Below are 18,119 nucleotides of genomic sequence, written 5' to 3' on the forward strand. Positions count from 1 at the left end.
GTCAGGCAAATTGCCCAAAATGAACACTATGCGCTGACAGCTTGCGGCAGCAGCTGTAGAGCAGGCGCATAAACAGCAGGATCTGTCAAAGTCGGCTGCTGCAGCATCAGCTGACGCAGCAGCTGTGCTGAAGCTGGCCCCATGCATAAGCCATTACGGTAATGGCCAAAATTAGCCCATAAATTATCTAGGTTTGGCATTTGGCCAATATAAGGAATACCGCTTGGCGAGCTTGGCCTTAACCCTGCCCACTGCTTCACAACTGGAAAGTTGGCAAGCTCAGGCGCCATTGCTAGAGAGGCTTTATAAATATTTTGCTGCGTTTGAATGGAAGGCCGTTTGTCAAAACCTAAATGGCTCATGCTTGAACCGCAGACAATATGACCATCTTTACGTGGAATCAGATACATGACGTCATTCATGCACATGGTGGGCAGCCAGTTTTCAGGCCCTTTAAACAGCAGCATTTGACCTTGTACAGGTTCAACAGGAATAGAGAGATTCAGCTGCTGTGACCAATGTTCAGACCAAGCGCCTGTGGCAATCACAAACTGTTCTGCTTCAAAGCGCTGGCCATTTGAGGCTTGAATGGCGTTTATGCGTTCACTCTGTATTTGAAAGCGGTCAATCCAGATATTTTCATGGAACTGCACTTTTGGATGCAGTTTTAAATAGGTGATGATGGATTTCAGCAGGCGCGGATTACGTACATTAGCGATTTGAGGGAAATAAATGGCTTCTTGCAGCTGAGCCGAAACACGCGGGTTAATTTGCTGTAATTGCTGCTGTTTAAGATGTTCACAATATTGCATGGGTTCATTATGCTTTTCTGCATAGTGCAGCCCGATATCAAAATCATCACGGTCAAAAATCAGCATGCCCGTTTCATGAATTTCAAAGTCAGTGCCTGAAATTGGCAATAGCTTTGTATTCCAAGATTGATACAGCGTTTTGCCATGCTTGGCGAGATCATTGACGGCTTGCGGATAGCGCCATGGATACATGGGGGAGAGAATGCCGCCGCCGGCCCATGAGGCGGCTTTGCCTGCGGATTGCTGATCAAAAATACTGACCGAGCAGCCTTGCTCAAGCAGTTCCAGTGCAGACAGCAAGCCGCTGATTCCTGCACCAATAATGGCAATATGCATCTGTTTGAACCTATTTTTCAGGTTTAAATATGTGAAGTGTTTCTGCAATAAAAAAAGCCTCCCTTATTGGAGGAAGGCTGATTCAGGATTTATTTCATGCCTTTCAGCATAAGCGCAGCATCTTCTGCGAAGTATGTCCAAATACCGTCTGCGCCTGCGCGGCGGCAGCTCATCAGTGATTCAATAATTACGCTTTCAGATAGCCAGCCATTTTGAATAGCGCCAGCCAGCATGGCATATTCACCGCTGACTTGATACACAAAAGTCGGTACGCCAAACGTATCTTTTACTTCGCGCACAATGTCCAAATACGGCATACCCGGTTTGACAATAACCATGTCAGCGCCTTCCTGAATATCCAATGCAATTTCATGCAGCGCTTCTGCACGGTTGCCGACATCCATCTGGTAATTGTATTTGTTGCCGCCTTTGAGGTTGCTTGAAGAGCCCACCGCATCGCGGAAAGGGCCATAAAAGCTTGAAGCATATTTCGCAGAATACGCCATGATATTGGTATATATATGGCCGTTGGCTTCTAAAGCCTGACGGATTGCGCCAATACGGCCATCCATCATATCGCTGGGCGCAACGACATCTGCGCCAGCTTCTGCATGGCTCAATGCTTGCTTAATTAGGCATTCAACCGTTTCATCATTCAGCACGTAGCCCGTGTCATCAATAATGCCGTCTTGACCATGTGTTGTATATGGGTCAAGAGCGCCATCTGTAATAAGCACCATTTCAGGCAATTCTTTTTTCAGCAGGCGAACGGTATTTTGTACTAAACCATCTTCACGCCAAGCCGCTTCCGCGTTCAGACTTTTGTCTTCTTGCGGGGTCACAGGGAATAATGCAAGTTTAGTGACACCTAATTCCATTAATCTTTCTGCTTTTTTTAGCAGTAAATCAGCAGATAAGCGCTGAATGTTTGGCATGCTTGGAATATCTTGAGTCTGATTTTGACCGGGCAATACAAATACCGGATAAATCAAGTGATCAGCCGTCAATTGAGTTTCACGAACCATGGCGCGCAGTTTGTCATTTTTACGAATGCGGCGCATGCGGGTGGCAGGAAATGCTGGACGATTGAACGTATAGGTCATAACAATCTCAATGATCAGTCTTAAACTTTAGGGTATTGTAGCCCTAGAAATGCCTTTTGGGTGAAAAGTAATAGATTTTTGCAGTAAGGAACTCGAGTAAATGACAAGCAGTATGGAAAAAAGTTGGACAGGAGATATTGGTTCGGGTTCAGAGATCGACATCAATAGTATTTTAGAAAAAATCTGCCAAGCTTTTAACAGTTCTCCTTTTTACCAGCATAACGGCATGCAGATGCGGGTGGCGGACGGTCAGGTTGAAGCATATGTAGAAATGGGCGCAAACCTGATTGGCAATGTGGCATTTCAAATTTTGCATGGCGGTGTAGCGGCAACTTTGCTGGACAGTATTGGCGGCATTTCCGCAATGGCTGAACTTTATAAAAAAGCGGCACCGGAAGATTTGCTTGAAACCAGCAAGAAAGTTTCCCGTTTAGCGACCGTGGATATGCGTGTAGATTATTTAGCGCCAGGCCGCGGCCAGTATTTTATTGCCCGTGCTGAAACACTCCGTTTAGGACGTAAAGGCTGCACCATGCGGATGACAATGACCAATGATGAGGGCAAGGCAATTGCAACGGCGATTGCATCATACGCTTATTAAGATTCGCTTAAGCTTCAGCGGAAATAATAAAAAATGGGCAGCATCATGTATAAAATGATTGCTGCCATAAGAAAAAAGACTGAATAGTTACATTTAAATTCTCAGTAGGTGATTATCTCGCTATAAAATGCGTCAAATTTAAAGAAATGACTTTTTCATCGACACCATACAGGACAAAAATGTCCGATTTTGCAAAAGCAAAATGCTGCCGGCTGACCAAGTCTGCAGGATTTAGGAAAAATCAATGACAGATGCTCAAAATACACTGCCAGATACTCAAACAGCGGTTCAGCCGAGTGATGAGGCGATGAAAGCTAAACGTAAAAAGGGCTTAAGCTTTGTTGCGCTGATTTTAATCTTGGCTGTCATGCTTTATGTCATTTGGAAATTGTTTTTTAACAATACCGTTTCTACTGATAATGCTTATGTCGGTGCTGAAACTGCTTCTGTGACTTCAATGGTGACAGGGCAAGTTGCAGAGGTGCTGGTTAGCGATACGCAGCAAGTGAAAAAAGGCGATGTTTTGGTACGGGTTGATGCACGGGATGCCGAAATTGCTTTAGCGCAAGCCAAAGCTGAGCTGCTTAAGGCGCAGCGTCAGTATAAACAGACAGCGGCAAACAGCAGTGCATTAAATTCACAGGTCTTTGTCAGCGATGACGGAATTCACAGTGCCGAAGCGCAAGTTGAAAAAGCGAAAGCCGATTTAGACAAAGCCAAGGATGAGTTGAATCGCCGTCAGCAGCTGAGCGCATCAGGGGCAATTTCCAAAGAGGAATTAAGCACAGCACACAGTGCAGTACAAAATGCCCAAGCTGGATTTAATGTCGCGCAAGCTGGGCTTGCCCAAGCAAAATCTGCGCAAAAAGCAGCGCAAAGTAATTTGGCAGCCAATAATGCGCTTATTCAGGGGGCAAATGAACATTCAGCTCCAGACGTCTTGGTTGCTCAGTCGAAAGTCAAACAGGCTGAATTGGATTTGGAGCGCACAGTCATTCAAGCGCCTTTTGACGGGGTAGTGACTAACCGAAAAATTCAAATTGGTCAGCGTGTTGCACCTGGCACTGTTTTGCTCATGGTAGTCCCAATTGCCCAGCTGTATGTCGATGCTAACTTTAAAGAAAGCCAGCTTGAGCGTGTCCGCGCAGGGCAAAAAGTAACATTGACCTCTGATTTATACGGTGATGCTGTGGAGTATACAGGTACAGTCGTCGGTTTCTCTGGCGGTACTGGTTCTGCTTTTGCCTTGATTCCTGCACAAAATGCGACAGGAAATTGGATTAAAGTGGTTCAGCGCCTGCCAGTAAGAATTAAGTTAGATACAAAAGAATTGGCTGAGCATCCGCTGCGTGTTGGCTTGTCGATGGAAGCGAAAGTTAACGTTGCGAAGTAATCGCTTATGAATAGCTATGTTCCTTATGGTGATTTAAAAGGCAGCAAGCTGATGCTGGCGGCCTTTGTTTTGGCTTTGGCTAACTTTATGGTTGTACTGGATATGACCATTGCCAATGTATCCATTACGCATATTACAGGCAGTTTGGCGGTATCCAGTTCACAAGGGACTTGGGTCATTACATCTTATGCAGTTGCAGAAGCGATTTGTGTGCCGTTAACAGGCTGGCTGGCTGGACGTTTTGGCGGTGTACGTGTTTTTACATTTAGCCTGATCGGTTTTACTGTTTTTTCGGTTTTGTGCGGTTTATCGACCAGTTTAGAAATGCTGGTATTTTGCCGAATTGGCCAAGGTCTATTTGGCGGGCCAATTATGCCTTTAAGCCAAATGCTGCTGCTGCGTATTTTCCCGCCGGAGAAACAATCTCAAGCCATGGGCATGTGGGCAATGACGACCGTGGTTGGGCCAATTCTAGGGCCAATTTTAGGCGGCTCGATCAGTGACAATATGTCATGGCACTGGATCTTTTTTATTAATATTCCTGTGGGAATTGCCTGTGCAATTGCAGCGGCGCACTTACTCAAGCCTGCTGAAACTGAAACGGCCAAACTGAAAATAGACCGAGGCGGTTTAATTCTGCTGGTGCTTTGGATTGGCGCATTGCAGCTGATGCTGGATTTGGGGCATGAGCGGGACTGGTTTAATAGCCCATTTATTGTGGTATTGGCTTTAACTGCGCTGGTCGGATTGGTTGTATTTACGGTTTGGGAGCTGACGGAACGGCATCCTATCGTCAACATCCAAATTTTTCGCTATAAGAGTTTTACCATTTCGGTATTGGCTTTGGCCATGGGTTTTGGCGCTTTTTTTGGCAGTATTGTGCTTATTCCGCAGTGGCTGCAGATCAATTTAGGTTATACCGCAATATGGGCGGGCTATTTAACGGCCACAATGGGTTTTGGCAGCTTGACCATGTCTCCGTTGGTGGCAAAGTTAGCTACAAAATATGACCAGCGCGCTTTGGCCAGTTTTGGTTTGAGTATTTTAGGTGGTGTCACTTTAATGCGGTCTTTTTGGACCACAGATGCAGATTTTTTTGCATTAGCGCTGCCGCAAATTCTGCAGGGTTTTGCTGTACCGTTTTTCTTTATTCCGCTTTCAAATATGGCTTTGGTATCGGTTAAACCTGATGAAATGGCTTCCGCAGCGGGTTTAATGAACTTCTTAAGAACCATGGCAGGCGCAATAGGCGCATCTATTGCTGTGACAATTTGGGATGATCATACAAAAATTGCCCGTGCGGATATGGCAGGGAGCCTGCATACAGAGGATGCGCAAGCGGCTCTGATGCAGCAAGGTATGAGCTCACAGAGCGCTTTGGGCTATATTTCCAGTTTAGTAGATAAAGAAGCACTGACTTTGTCAGCCAACCATGTATTTTTATTGCTGGCGATGGTGTTCATCAGTGCTGCAATCATGATTTGGTTCTGTCCGCGGCCCAAAGTGGTCGAGGCTGGAGGGCATGCACATTAATACAGAGTGTATTAAAAAAACCGCTTTTTAAAAAAGCAGTTTGTTCTTTTTTCAGATATTTTATAAATCTGATTTAGCGCGCTTTAATGCGGCCATCCATTTATGCAAATGCATTTCCCGTTCATCATTTTGCATTTTGGGTTCAAAAGCGCGTTCAAGCTGCCATGATTGCGCAATTTCATCTAAATTGGAAAATACGCCTGATTTTAGTCCCGCCATAGCGGCAGCCCCCCATGCGGTAGATTCAAGTAATTTAGGACGCAGCACAGGAACATTTAAAATGTCCGCTTGGAACTGCATGAGCATATCATTTTGGCTGGCGCCGCCATCGACACGCAGTTCTTTTAAGGGCTGGGAAATGTCTGACTGCATGGCGGTTAAAACATCAGAGACTTGAAAGGCAATAGATTCTAAAGCTGCGCGGGCAATATGTGATTTGTTTGTACCGCGTGACATCCCGCAGAGCAGGGCGCGCGCTTCACTGTCCCAATGCGGCGCTCCCAATCCTGTAAATGCAGGAACGAGTACAACACCATCGGTATGTTCAACTTGACGGGCCAGTTTTTCTACTTCTGCGCTGGAGTGGATAATACCTAAGCCGTCACGCAGCCATTGCACAATTGCGCCTGCCATAAAGACGCTGCCTTCGAGTGCAAAAGTACTTTTATTTTCAACCTTCCAAGCCAGTGTAGAAAGCAGTTTATTGGTGCTGAACTGCACTTCTGGCCCAGTATTAAATAAGGTAAAGCAGCCTGTGCCATAGGTATTTTTTGCTGTACCTGCCTCAAAGCACGACTGTCCAAAGAGCGCAGACTGCTGGTCACCCAAAATACCGGTAATTGGAATAGTTGCGCCAAGCAGTCCTTCTGCAGTATCGGCGACATAACTGTCTGAGCTGATAATTTTAGGCAGTACAGAGGCTGGAATATTAAATAAGTGCAGCAGCTCTTCATCCCAGGTTTGAGTATGTAAATTCATCAGCATAGTGCGTGAGGCATTACTGGCCTCAATGACATGTTCAGCGCCTTGAGTCAGGTTCCAAATGAGCCAGCTGTCAATCGTGCCAAAGGCGGCATGTCCTTGTTCTGCCAGTTCGCGCAGCCCATTTATATTGTTAAGTAGCCAGACCAGTTTGCCAGCACTGAAATAGGGATCTATTCTGAGGCCAGTTTTTTGATGGATACGTTCTAGATACTGCTGCTGAATGAGCTGATTGCACCACTCTGCGGCACGGCGGTCTTGCCAAATAATAGCAGGAGCAAGCGGCTTGCCTGTACGTTTGTCCCAAACGACAGTGGTTTCACGCTGGTTGGTGAGGCCAATGGCTTTAATATCTTTGGCAAGAATTCGCGCCGTGGCTAAGGCTTGCTGCACAACAGCAATCTGTGAGCTCCAAATTTCTTGAGCGTCCTGTTCCACCCAGCCTGAATGCGGCGTCTGGATATGTGTTTCGCGCTGAGCTGTTGCCTGAACTTTTCCTTGTTCATTAAAAATAATCGCACGGCTAGACGTTGTTCCTTGATCGAGTGCAAGTAAATAGCTCATATATTTTTTCTTTTGAAGTCTTGAAAATTAAAATATTAGCGCAATTATGTAATTAAGCGCATTCAAAAGTGTAATTATGCAGAAAATACATCGTATTTTTTAGCAGATATGCTATGATTGCTCTTACTTTGGGGATGTTTCTGGCTTCGACGCTGGTGATGAAACTCATAGATGCATGTCGAGAGCGCATTTTCTCTCGTAAATCAAATTTGCATTTTTTAGTCGCAAACGACGAATCATACGCTCTAGCTGCCTAAGGGCAGCTTGTCCGCATCTCTGAATACTTGTGGTTAGAGATCCCGACTGAAGCGCAAGCACACAAGTCCGTATAAAGCCAAGCCTCGGGGCTTTGTACTAAACTTAGAGGATCGCGATTTGTACCCTGTTCGTCGGGTCACAAAGAGTTAAAACAATAGACGATATCTAAGCATGTAGTATTCTCGAGCGTAGTGCTGGCGGACGCGGGTTCAACTCCCGCCATCTCCACCAAATACCTAACTTGATATAACTGAATATGACGTAATATCAAGTGAAAAGGCTTAAATCTAAAGGGTTTAAGCCTTTTTTCTTGCCTAAACATAACGGAACTTAACCGAGTATATAAGTTTGTATCATGTATCACATCGTGTATCATTGATAAATTATTGAAACCACTGTGATACAAATGAAGCGTTCTGATATTAAAAAGCGCCCTTTATCCGATACTGTGTTGGAAAACCTAAAACCTGAAGATAAAGACTATCGGGAACTAGATGGTAATGGCTTGTATTTTTTCGTTCAAAAGAACGGGAACAAGTCATGGCAATTACGTTATAAAAAACCTGATGGAAAATGGTCATGGGTCGGTTTAGGTGGATACCCTGCGATTAAAGGGAAGTTAGCACGAAAGAAAGCTCAAGAATTATTGAATGACATTGGTAACGGCGAAAATCCAATTGTTAGCAAACAAGAACGCAAGATTAAAGAACTCGAAACGAATAACGCTACCTTTGAAGCATTAGCCCGTGAATGGCTTGACACAAAACAGACGCAATGGGTGGCTGACACAATGACACGTAATAAAGGTGCATTAGAAAAGCATATTTTCCCAATGTTCGGAAAACGGCTGTTTGTTTCAGTTCGACCGATTGAATGGATGGAACATTTAAAGCGTATTCAACTTGAGCAAAAGATTTATGAACAAGTGAAACGTATGTGTGCTATGTGTCGAGACATTTATGATTATGCAAAAGTTACAGGGCGGATTGATTACAACCCTTTAGAGGGTATGCAGAAATACCTGATTCAAGGGAAAAAAGAAAATATGGCTCATGTGTCTGAAAATGAACTACCTGCCTTACTGCGAGCGATCCATAATTATCCCACTTTAGATAGCCGTATCGGTTTACAGCTTCTAACAATGTTGTTTTGCCGTCCGAGTGAATTACGTGAGGCAAAGTGGGAAGAGTTTGATTTAGAACATGCACTTTGGACGATACCTGACTTTCGTATGAAGAAACGCCGTGAGCATACTATTCCATTATCAAAGCAAGCGGTTAAACTACTTTTAGAGCTTAAAAGCATTCATTCCGAATCAGACTTTCTTTTCCCAAGTCGATCAGATAAGAATAAGCCAAAATCGGACACGGTCTTTATTATGGCATTGCGCCGTCTTGGTTATGAAGGGCATCAAACGCCACATGGCTTTAGACATATTGCAAGTACGATATTGAACAATAAAGGTTTTGATGAGCGTCATATTGAATCTGCACTTGCTCACGTAAAAGATGGTGTAGCGGGGGTATATAACAAAGCACAGTATTTAGAAGATCGTTCACGTTTAATGCAGTGGTATGCCGATTATCTTGAAGAGTTGGCGGATATGAAAGTAATTCAGTTTAAGAAGGCAAATTGAAATTGGAATTTTTATCTTTTAATGGGCTTAAATTGAAGCTAAGCGATTTATACAAACGCAATGTTGATAATGTTGAAATTATTGACCTTGTTATAGAGAATAAAATTCCACTTTTTGCTCTTGCTAATGGTTTTTATGTTGGTGAATATGTGAAAAGCGCTGACAAAATAGCTATTAAAAAGATTCATAAAGATATTCGATATGTAGAGCTTTTTGAAAGTAATAAATTGAATAGTTTAATGTCTGGTGATTTAGAAAAGTTATCAATTTGTGCATGTAAATCACTTTATGGTAAAGAAATTGAATGTGATGGATTTATTTTTTTACCAAAGGATATTTATGAAAGGTTAGTCTTCCGACAACCTGAAAAAGAAGCTTTAAGCTTTCCATGTTGGCAAGTAGACATGATGGATTATTATGACCAGTCAGAAATAATATTAGAAATTACATGTAATAGCCTATATATACCTATGAATACTTTAAGTTCGGTTTTAGATGGAACTGAAATTTCAACAAATGAAGACTTTGATGATTGTGCTGTACTTGAAGGGAATCAAAAAAAACAAAGAGATGCCCGAGATAAGAGAGGTATGGCAAGAATTATTGCTAAATATGTAGAGTCACTCCAAACAGGTGAATATAAAGCTGTAGATATTGCTGATAAAGTTATAGCTATTATGAATGAATTCAATGCTAATCAAACAGATAAGGCTGAATACATGAAAAGATGGATTGGTTGCGTTCTTGATGAAAAAGCAAGAAATCCAGGGATTAGAAAGCTTAAAAAGGATTAAAAATAAACAATTAATTGTGTAGACCGATGGTTTACACAATTACATATTTTTCAAAAAGAATATTAATAATCAGTATGACGCCATCGCAACGAGCATGGAGTCATTCAATGCAACCCCTTCAAATTTCCTATCGAAAAGCATGTCAGATGCTAGATGTATCAAGAGATACATTGCGGGTTTTAATCCTAAGAGACCCTACATTTCCCCGCCCAATTAAGTTGGGGAATACTCGCCAGTCCCCTGTATTTTTTTCGCATTCTGATTTAGTTGAATGGCATAACAAAAGAAAGTTGCCATCATGATTGCTGAACCCATATGGCTAACTAGACCTCAAGCTTCCGAATACTTGGCTAATAAATTGCCCTTTAAAACGGTAAAGCAATGGGCGTCATTTTTAGCCAATAACCGAACTTCAAAAGAAGTTTACACCCTCAAATTTAAACAAATTAACGGAAAAATTCTGTATAGCGAAACAACGCTAAAAGCATTTATTCGTTCAATGACACATACCCATTAATAAAGGAATTCACAATGAGTTTTATCGATAAATTAAACGTACGACTTGGCTTGGCTGTTGGTGCGGAAACATTTCAAAAACTGACAACCGAAAATCTATTCAATGATTGGCTCAATATGGTTGATTGGAATCAATTGCAAATTGAATTTCCTAAAGATTTAGTTGAGCAGACTTTAGCTAAAGGAATTGATACTGATACATTAGCTGACTTAGTGAAACAAATTGATAAATATTACTTTGAACAATATAAAAAAGCTGAGGATGCTAATTTTCAAGAAGTTGTTAAATGGCATGAGGCGGAAATGGCAAAAACCTGTTGGGACATTAAAAGTTAATTCCGAGACATTTAAAACAGAAGCGGCTCATTGAGCCGTTTTTTATTATACAAGGTGAAATTCATGCTAAGTAAGCTAAATTCATTAAACATGGAATGCCAAAAATTGATTGAAAGACTTGATCAATTAGATTTTGTAGATCCATTCAGTCAATATTACTTTAATGAAATTAAAAATATAGAAGAGAAAATTGCTGATTTAAATTTTAGATCAACGCAAGCAGTACCAACGAAAGAATATTTGGAGTTAAGTATTTATACTTCAAATGAAGAATTGGATTTAATTATCAAAGATATGCAATTACGGTATGCAGATAATGCTAAAAATGCAGATCGGATGGAAACTAAAATTTTCTCCAATATTCATAGTTATGATTTTAAGGCGATGAATATCAAGCTAAAAGCATGTGTTGATTTTGTTGATATTTACTTTCAAGTTGAAAAGCAATGTTCAAGACATGATATAAAAAAATATTTGACCGAAAAAACAAAAATCCGCCATTACATTAAGGAATGTGGAAAAGGCTATATCATTCGCCTACATGATATGAACTCGAATCATCTTATTAATCAACGGATAGCTTACCTGAATCATTTTGGTTTAATCAAAGAAAGTTTGAAAATCACTGAAGTTGAAGTGGCTTTAGACTTCTACGGTTATAAGCACATAGCTTTGATTACAGCCCTTTTAAAGTCGCTGAAGCTACCGAACAGTGCCAATAATTTACGGCTCTTTAAAGCGCAGACAGGAGTGTTTACGCCTATTCCTTCTGATCCCATTATTCTGCATAGCAAAATTGAAAATGGATACAATATTGGTATCAATCACAAGTTAGCCGATGAGTATTGGCATTTGTATAGAAAACAGACGGATCATAATGGTCGATCTTTGCCTGAATCTGAATGGCGGATTCGAGCGGAAAAGAATGTAAAAGTTAACGTCTTATCGAAGATGGATAATCGACTTGTTAATTTCAAACGGATTTTGCTTGATTGCTTTAAGGGCATTCGCTTTACTCAGTTAAAGAAACATACAAGTTTGGAAGCCAAACAATTATATGCCGAAACTGTTAAAGCCTTTGGAATTGAAAATGAATCTTATCGGGATGCAAGTCGGAATTACAGGGCGCTTCCAAAAGATATTGAGATGAATTCAGACCTAAATAAATTAGCACTGAATGCAATTTGTAATTTAGCAAAAAATTTCAATCACCATTCGTAAAATTGCTGTAAGTGAATTTATGTGTAGATAACGCTAGAATCCCTATACGGTATGGGTTACGGCGTTATCTAGAGAAGTTATCTGCCTAATAACTTATATACCCTATATAGATACAACTCATACAAGGAACTTAATATTTACTTCATCATAATTTAACCAAATTTCAGCAAAAATTTAACTTATTATTTGAGAAAATGAGCGAAGTCCTAGAGAATTTGAAAAATGGTATATGGAGAGCATTCATAAAAATTGGGTATTTTTCAAGGTTCTTATACTTCAGAAGTGATTCTAAGCTGAAAGCAAAGTGTCATTTTTTAGCGATTAAAAATTATTTCTTTTGTACATGCCCTACAACATTTTTCTGTCAGTTATAATCCATATAACTTTAACTTTTTCCTGTCTGTATTCAGATGAATCAGGCGGTTTATGAAATTTTATTTGGATCTGAAAAATGCCTACGTTATCTTGGCTTGGTAAAAAGAAAATTGTGAATCATCATCTTGATGTTCCTTTTCATGTGCTTGATAAAAAATATAATTTTGAGTCTAAGGTTAAAAATACAAATAATTCAGCCGATAACAAAATTATTCATGGCGATAATTTAGCGGTTTTGAAAAGTTTACTTCCTGAATTTGAAGGAAAAGTAGATTGTATCTATATTGACCCTCCTTACAATACGGGTAATGAAAAATGGGTCTATAATGACAATGTAAATGATCCAAGAATTAAAAAATGGCTAAACACAGTTGTTGGAAAAGAAGGAGATGATCTAAGTCGTCATGATAAATGGCTATGTATGATGTATCCACGGTTAAAACTTTTAAAAAAATTACTTGCAAAAGATGGAGTGATTTTTATTAGTATTGATGATAATGAGTTATTAAATTTAAAATTTATTTGCGATGAAATTTTTGGTGCTAAAAACTTTATTGCTAATCTCATTTGGAATACAGAAGGAAATACAGATAATCAATTTGAGATAAAAGTGAACCATGAATACGTTTTAATGTATGTGGCAGATTCTAATTATAAGAGTGATGCAATAGGAAATGTGATTGATCCCAATACCCGAGAGGATAGTAATTTGTGGAAAGGATTTGCCGACAATAACATTAATAAAAATAACCCTGCAAATCCACCTGCAATTTTTTTGATTCCAAAGGGATTTCCTGCCGTTGTTGATACATTGGAATACAAAGCAAAAAAATTAGATGCCACATTTTTTGAAATTACGAGCTTTGAAAAGAAAATTTCAGACTCAGTGAAAATAAAATATGATATTGAAAAATCTTCTGGTCTGCCTGTAAAAATAGATGATCTAATAATAAAAGATGGGAAGGTTGTAAAAGATTGTAGAGTATATGGCGGATTTGCAAATAGAAAAAAACTTGATCTATTTGTGAAAAATGATTTTAAACCAATCATGGATGATTCGGGGGAGCTCATAGAGTTTTATATAAATGCCAATTCAGCTATTAGGTATAGAAAAATAGTTGAACAACCAAGCAATATTTTATCTGTTTTAAGAGGATTTGGAACGACAGAAAGAATGAGAGGAGAGCTTAAAAGAATGGGCTTAGAATTTACATATCCTAAACCTATAGAGTTTATTAGTTATCTTCTTCAAATTGCTACTCAGCATAAAAAAAATGCATTAATTTTGGATAGTTTTGCTGGTAGTGCGACTACTGCTCATGCTGTTTTAAAGTTAAATAATGAGGATAGTGGTAACCGACGTTTTATCCTTAGTGAAATGATGGACTATGCAGAAACTATCACTGCTGAACGTGTACGTCGAGTGATGAACGGTTATGGTGAGGGCAAAACGAAAATTGATGGCTTGGGCGGTTCATTTGAATTTTTTGAGCTTGGCGAACCATTATTTTTAGAAAATGAGTTATTAAATGAGTCTATAGGTATTGAGCGTATTCGGCAGTATGTGTCATACAGTGAAAGAATTCCTTTAGAGCAACAACTTCCAATTGAAAATAATATTTCTCCATCAGCATTGGGAGTAAATGAACAAACTTTATGGTTATTTAACTATGATGAAAATGCGGTAACGAGTTTGGATTTGGGCTTTCTAGGTAGTTTAAATTTACGGGAACTTAAGCAACGCCCAAGCCAATATGTAATTTACGCAGATAAATGCGTATTAGAAACTAAATTTATGCAAGATCATGGTATTACGTTTAAACGTATTCCACGTGACATTTTACGCTTCTAATCGTTGATAAAGGAAATATGTTGTGAATTTAAATAGTTATCAACGAAAAGTTATTCAAGACCTAGAAAACTATCTAGATCACCTTAAACAAAATAATGGCAATATGATTACTGCTTTTAGTAGTTATTGGCGTGAATCGGGCATCACAGGCGTAACATATACCAACCATATTGCCAAATGTCCGCATGTTTGTTTTAAAGTACCTACAGCGGGCGGGAAAACATTTATTGCCGTAAATGCAATCGCACCTCTTTTTGATTTTATGCAAAGCTATATCAGCGACAAATCAAAATTAGTACTGTGGTTAGTACCTTCTCTATCCATCTTGCAACAAACAGCAAAAGCATTAAAAGACCCAAGCCACCCATACCACTTACATCTCAAAAGTCTATTCAATGGACGAATCAATGTATTTGAGCGTGATGAGGTTATTTCAGGTGCGGGATTTAACCGAGATAGCGTACAAGACTCATTAAATATTATTGTAATGAGCTTTGATGCTCTAAAATCAACGAATAAAGATAATCGTCGTGCCTTTAAAGAAAATGGTGCATTAGCTAGTTTTACTGAGTTTCAAGATACCGCAGAAGATTTAAACGAGTTTGATAGTACATCTTTGATCAATACATTACGGCGTATGCGTCCTGTTGTGATTGTCGATGAAAGCCATAATGCGAATACCAAACTTTCAACAGATATGCTGAATAATTTAAATCCAAGTTTTGTTTTGGATTTAACCGCTACACCTAAAGAAAATAGCAATGTTATTAGCTATGTAAACGCTACAGCTTTGGTTAAAGAAGACATGGTGAAGCTCCCTGTTATTGTTTATAACAAGGAGGATGAACAATCTGTTTTTGTAGAAGCTAAAGTTTTGCGTGAACGCTTAGAACAAAGAGCAATTCAACAGCATAAAAATGGTGGTGACTATGTACGCCCAATTGTATTGCTACAGGCGGAATCTAAAACCAATGATGATTCGACAGATTACGAGAAAGTACGTCAAACATTGATTGATTTGGGCATTCCAAAAGAACAAATTAAAATCAAGACAGCAAATATAGATGAACTAAAAGGCATTGATTTACTGAGAGATGATTGTGAAGTTCGGTACATTATTACGATCAATGCTTTAAAAGAAGGATGGGATTGCTCATTTGCGTATATTCTTGCGACCTTTGCAAATAGGAGTTCAGAAACAGACGTAACTCAATTACTAGGGCGAGTATTGCGTAAACCTTTTGCACGTAAGCAAAAAGAAATTCCCTTAGAGTGTAGTTATGTTATTACAGCCTCGAAAAAATTTAATGCTACATTGGAACAGCTATCAAGCAATCTAGAGATGATTGGTTTTGGGCGTAAAGATATTAAAGCGCCTGCTGATGAAGTTGGAGTAGTTGATAATGGAGGTCAAGGTGGCAATTCTACATTTGAATTAGCACCTCAAGAAAATATAGGTACGATTACCCCTGTAAATAACAGTGAATCTAATAATGGCAATATCCAGCCAAATGAAAATAAGGTTAATACGACGACTACCACGGAGAATAATGATGGTTTAAATCAAATCGCTGATGTCGTAACGACTTATCAAAATGAAGCTCAACAACAAGATTTAGAAGATATAAATCGCCAAGAAGTTGAACAGCAAGACGGCGTAAAAAATGGAAAAATAAAAATGAATGATTACAAAATGAAGGATGAGTTTAAGAAAGAAGCATTAAATCTACAACTTCCTCAATTTGTGATCAAAGTTCAAAATAATGGATTCTTTGAGAGTGATGAAGATCACAATGAACTCTTAAAAAGAGCCTTTTTATTGAAGGATTTTAAATTAGCGAATCAAGACTCTAATATCCGTATTGATAATATTGAAAATGATATTTGGCAATTAAATGTTGATGAGGCGGAAAATGGTAATGACAGTACTTTAGTTGTTAGTCGCTTAAAGCAAAAAGACATTCAAGATTTAATTCAACAAGTCGCTCAAATGACTGATACTAGCCAAATCAGCCAAATAGAAAGCTCTATTTTTAATAGTTTCTCTAAAAAAGCCTTCTATCCTGTTGATGATGCTGATTTAAGAATGTATATCAGAAAGATAGCAACAAGTTGGACAAGAGAACAGCGTATTTCTTCGATTAAAAACTTACCTAAAGTTGCCTCTCTATTCAAAGAAAAAATTGATAGTTTGATGAATAACTTTGCTTCGGAACAATTTAAATTTTTCGTGAATAGCTCCCAAGTTAAAGCTCAACCATCATTTAAATTATCATCTAAACTTTCAAATCCTTCTGTTTTACCGCTGACGTATGAGTTTCAGCTTTATGAGAAAGAAGCAGATGCCAATAGTCTTGAAAAAAGCTTTATTACCGAATTAGTAGGGTTAGACAATATTTATTGGTGGCATCGTAATTTAAATAGAGGAAAAGGCTTTGCAATAAATGGTTATTTAAATAATCATTACCCTGACTTTATTATTATGACGAAGAACAAACATATCATCTTATTGGAAACAAAAGGAAATATGCTAGATGGTTCAGATTCAAAATATAAGCTTCATTTAGGAAATACATGGGCAAATCTTGCAAACTCAATGAATCCTTCATCTAATTATCGCTTTAAGTATTTTATGGTATTTGAAAAAGAGACTGATTTAGATAATGCCTATACCTTTAATCAGATATTGACGGTAATTAGAAATCTTTAAACAAGTAGGCTTGAAGGATAGTTGGACTAAACATTGATAATGGTCAGATTAGATAAAACTATTTGTTTTGTATCACTATATGTATCACATGATTTTATTTAAATTAAAAAACTCATATAAAACATGTGATTGTGTGTTTAGTTCAATTGACGCCATCACCATATTCCTAACAAAACATACCCAAATATGTTTTTAAATAGTAGATGAAAGGCTTGAATCTAAAGGGTTCAAGCCTTTTTTCTTGCCTATCTAGGCAGTGCGGGTCGCAATAAAACACTTGGACAGTCCAACTTTGCAGAATTAAAGATTGATTTGCCTAGTTTAGAAGAACAAAACAAAATCGCTTCTTTTCTTTCGCAAGTGGATGAAAAGATTAGCCAACTTAGCCAAAAAAGCAGCCTTTTAAGCCAATATAAACAAGGCATGATGCAAAAGCTGTTCAGTCAGCAGATTCGATTTAAAGTGGATGATGGCAGTGAGTTGGGGGTGTGGGAGGAAACGACTTTAGGTCAAACAGGTAAGTTTATTGGTGGGGTACTCCATCAAAAGAAAATAGTGAGTTTTGGGAAGGTACTATTCCTTGGATTTCAAGTTCTGATTTAATAGATCAACGTATATTCAAAATCAATATCACAAGATTTATTTTAGAAAATGCTTTGAATCAATCCGCAACAAAATTAGTTCCTGCCAATAGTATGCTCATTGTTTCTCGTGTGGGTGTTGGTAAAGTTGCAATGGCACCACATGAAATTTGTACTAGCCAAGATTTTACAAGTTTAGCTTTAACAGATGGAAACTCAATATTTTTGCGTATCTAATTAAGTCTTTAATACCGTATTTATTAGAAATGAACCAAGGTACTTCTATTAAAGGTTTTGTAAAAGAAGATTTATCAAACTTGGAAATACAAGTCCCTTGCCTAGCAGAACAAACCAAAATCGCTAATTTCTTATCTGTGATTGATCAAAAAATTGAAGTGGCGGTACAGCAAATTGAACAAGCGAAACAGTGGAAGAAAGGCTTGTTGCAGCAGATGTTTGTTTAATTTTTTTCCTTGAAAGAGTAAGAATAATATCTGTTACGGTAAGGCGAATGAAA

Annotated in this window: 13 protein-coding genes, 1 other RNA gene and 1 pseudogene; 12 read left to right on the forward strand and 3 right to left on the reverse strand. The window is 38.9% G+C overall.

Features of this window, described 5'->3' with window-relative positions; all coding sequences use genetic code 11:
• Positions 1-26: 26 nt before the first annotated feature.
• Both D7V32_RS12180 and hemB read right to left on the reverse strand, forming a co-directional pair.
• A complete protein-coding gene (locus D7V32_RS12180; protein WP_120403128.1) occupies positions 27-1,148 on the reverse strand; it encodes an NAD(P)/FAD-dependent oxidoreductase in 1,122 nt (373 codons plus the stop codon).
• A gap of 89 nt (positions 1,149-1,237) precedes the next feature.
• Positions 1,238-2,251 (reverse strand): porphobilinogen synthase, encoded by a 1,014-nt coding sequence (gene hemB / locus D7V32_RS12185; protein ID WP_120403129.1) that lies wholly within the window; start codon positions 2,249-2,251, stop codon positions 1,238-1,240.
• 100 nt (positions 2,252-2,351) lie between these two features.
• Between hemB and D7V32_RS12190 the strand changes: the two genes are divergently transcribed.
• From D7V32_RS12190 to D7V32_RS12200, 3 genes are all read left to right on the forward strand, one after another.
• Complete coding sequence (locus D7V32_RS12190) at positions 2,352-2,852, forward strand: thioesterase family protein (protein ID WP_120403130.1); 501 nt, start codon at positions 2,352-2,354, stop codon at positions 2,850-2,852.
• Between the two features lie 244 nt (positions 2,853-3,096).
• Positions 3,097-4,245, forward strand: a complete 1,149-nt coding sequence (locus D7V32_RS12195; RefSeq protein ID WP_120403131.1) for an HlyD family secretion protein — start codon at positions 3,097-3,099, stop codon at positions 4,243-4,245.
• A gap of 6 nt (positions 4,246-4,251) precedes the next feature.
• On the forward strand, positions 4,252-5,778 hold the full coding sequence (locus tag D7V32_RS12200; protein ID WP_120403132.1) for a DHA2 family efflux MFS transporter permease subunit: 1,527 nt from the start codon (positions 4,252-4,254) through the stop codon (positions 5,776-5,778).
• A gap of 60 nt (positions 5,779-5,838) precedes the next feature.
• Here D7V32_RS12200 and glpK read toward each other — a convergent pair whose 3' ends face one another.
• Positions 5,839-7,323, reverse strand: coding sequence for a glycerol kinase GlpK (gene glpK, locus D7V32_RS12205; protein ID WP_120403133.1), 1,485 nt, complete (start codon positions 7,321-7,323; stop codon positions 5,839-5,841).
• 130 nt (positions 7,324-7,453) lie between these two features.
• Between glpK and ssrA the strand changes: the two genes are divergently transcribed.
• The 9 genes and pseudogenes from ssrA to D7V32_RS17800 form a co-directional block, all read left to right on the forward strand.
• Positions 7,454-7,812: a transfer-messenger RNA gene (gene ssrA, locus D7V32_RS12210) on the forward strand.
• A 175-nt stretch (positions 7,813-7,987) separates the two neighbouring features.
• The gene (locus D7V32_RS12215) at positions 7,988-9,217 is read left to right on the forward strand and encodes a tyrosine-type recombinase/integrase (RefSeq protein WP_120403134.1); all 1,230 of its coding nucleotides are present in this window, start codon (positions 7,988-7,990) and stop codon (positions 9,215-9,217) included.
• Between the two features lie 2 nt (positions 9,218-9,219).
• Positions 9,220-10,011, forward strand: a complete 792-nt coding sequence (locus D7V32_RS12220) for a hypothetical protein (protein WP_147394224.1) — start codon at positions 9,220-9,222, stop codon at positions 10,009-10,011.
• A 298-nt stretch (positions 10,012-10,309) separates the two neighbouring features.
• Positions 10,310-10,528 carry a hypothetical protein gene (locus tag D7V32_RS12230; RefSeq protein ID WP_120403137.1) on the forward strand — a complete coding sequence of 73 codons (219 nt, stop codon included), beginning with the start codon at positions 10,310-10,312 and terminating at the stop codon, positions 10,526-10,528.
• A 14-nt stretch (positions 10,529-10,542) separates the two neighbouring features.
• Positions 10,543-10,863: a hypothetical protein gene (locus D7V32_RS12235; protein WP_120403138.1), complete on the forward strand. Its 321-nt coding sequence runs from the start codon at positions 10,543-10,545 to the stop codon at positions 10,861-10,863.
• Between the two features lie 63 nt (positions 10,864-10,926).
• Positions 10,927-12,084 carry a hypothetical protein gene (locus D7V32_RS12240; RefSeq protein WP_120403139.1) on the forward strand — a complete coding sequence of 386 codons (1,158 nt, stop codon included), beginning with the start codon at positions 10,927-10,929 and terminating at the stop codon, positions 12,082-12,084.
• Between the two features lie 451 nt (positions 12,085-12,535).
• Positions 12,536-14,311, forward strand: a complete 1,776-nt coding sequence (locus D7V32_RS12245) for a site-specific DNA-methyltransferase (RefSeq protein WP_120403140.1) — start codon at positions 12,536-12,538, stop codon at positions 14,309-14,311.
• 22 nt (positions 14,312-14,333) lie between these two features.
• Positions 14,334-17,021, forward strand: coding sequence for a DEAD/DEAH box helicase (locus D7V32_RS12250; RefSeq protein WP_120403141.1), 2,688 nt, complete (start codon positions 14,334-14,336; stop codon positions 17,019-17,021).
• 315 nt (positions 17,022-17,336) lie between these two features.
• Positions 17,337-18,066 (forward strand): annotated as a pseudogene (locus D7V32_RS17800) (restriction endonuclease subunit S); the annotation flags it as partial.
• Between the last annotated feature and the right edge of the window lie 53 nt (positions 18,067-18,119).

Source organism: Acinetobacter tianfuensis (genome assembly GCF_003611465.1).
In the GTDB taxonomy this organism is placed as follows: domain Bacteria; phylum Pseudomonadota; class Gammaproteobacteria; order Pseudomonadales; family Moraxellaceae; genus Acinetobacter; species Acinetobacter tianfuensis.

Bases quoted from the DNA above. Each gene is read 5' to 3' on its own strand.
- D7V32_RS12180 (WP_120403128.1), bottom strand. From the start codon at position 1,148: ATGCATATTGCCATTATTGGTGCAGGAATCAGCGGCTTGCTGTCTGCA.
- hemB (WP_120403129.1), bottom strand. From the start codon at position 2,251: ATGACCTATACGTTCAATCGTCCAGCATTTCCTGCCACCCGCATGCGC.
- D7V32_RS12190 (WP_120403130.1), top strand. From the start codon at position 2,352: ATGACAAGCAGTATGGAAAAAAGTTGGACAGGAGATATTGGTTCGGGT.
- D7V32_RS12195 (WP_120403131.1), top strand. From the start codon at position 3,097: ATGACAGATGCTCAAAATACACTGCCAGATACTCAAACAGCGGTTCAG.
- D7V32_RS12200 (WP_120403132.1), top strand. From the start codon at position 4,252: ATGAATAGCTATGTTCCTTATGGTGATTTAAAAGGCAGCAAGCTGATG.
- glpK (WP_120403133.1), bottom strand. From the start codon at position 7,323: ATGAGCTATTTACTTGCACTCGATCAAGGAACAACGTCTAGCCGTGCG.
- D7V32_RS12215 (WP_120403134.1), top strand. From the start codon at position 7,988: ATGAAGCGTTCTGATATTAAAAAGCGCCCTTTATCCGATACTGTGTTG.
- D7V32_RS12230 (WP_120403137.1), top strand. From the start codon at position 10,310: ATGATTGCTGAACCCATATGGCTAACTAGACCTCAAGCTTCCGAATAC.
- D7V32_RS12235 (WP_120403138.1), top strand. From the start codon at position 10,543: ATGAGTTTTATCGATAAATTAAACGTACGACTTGGCTTGGCTGTTGGT.
- D7V32_RS12240 (WP_120403139.1), top strand. From the start codon at position 10,927: ATGCTAAGTAAGCTAAATTCATTAAACATGGAATGCCAAAAATTGATT.
- D7V32_RS12245 (WP_120403140.1), top strand. From the start codon at position 12,536: ATGCCTACGTTATCTTGGCTTGGTAAAAAGAAAATTGTGAATCATCAT.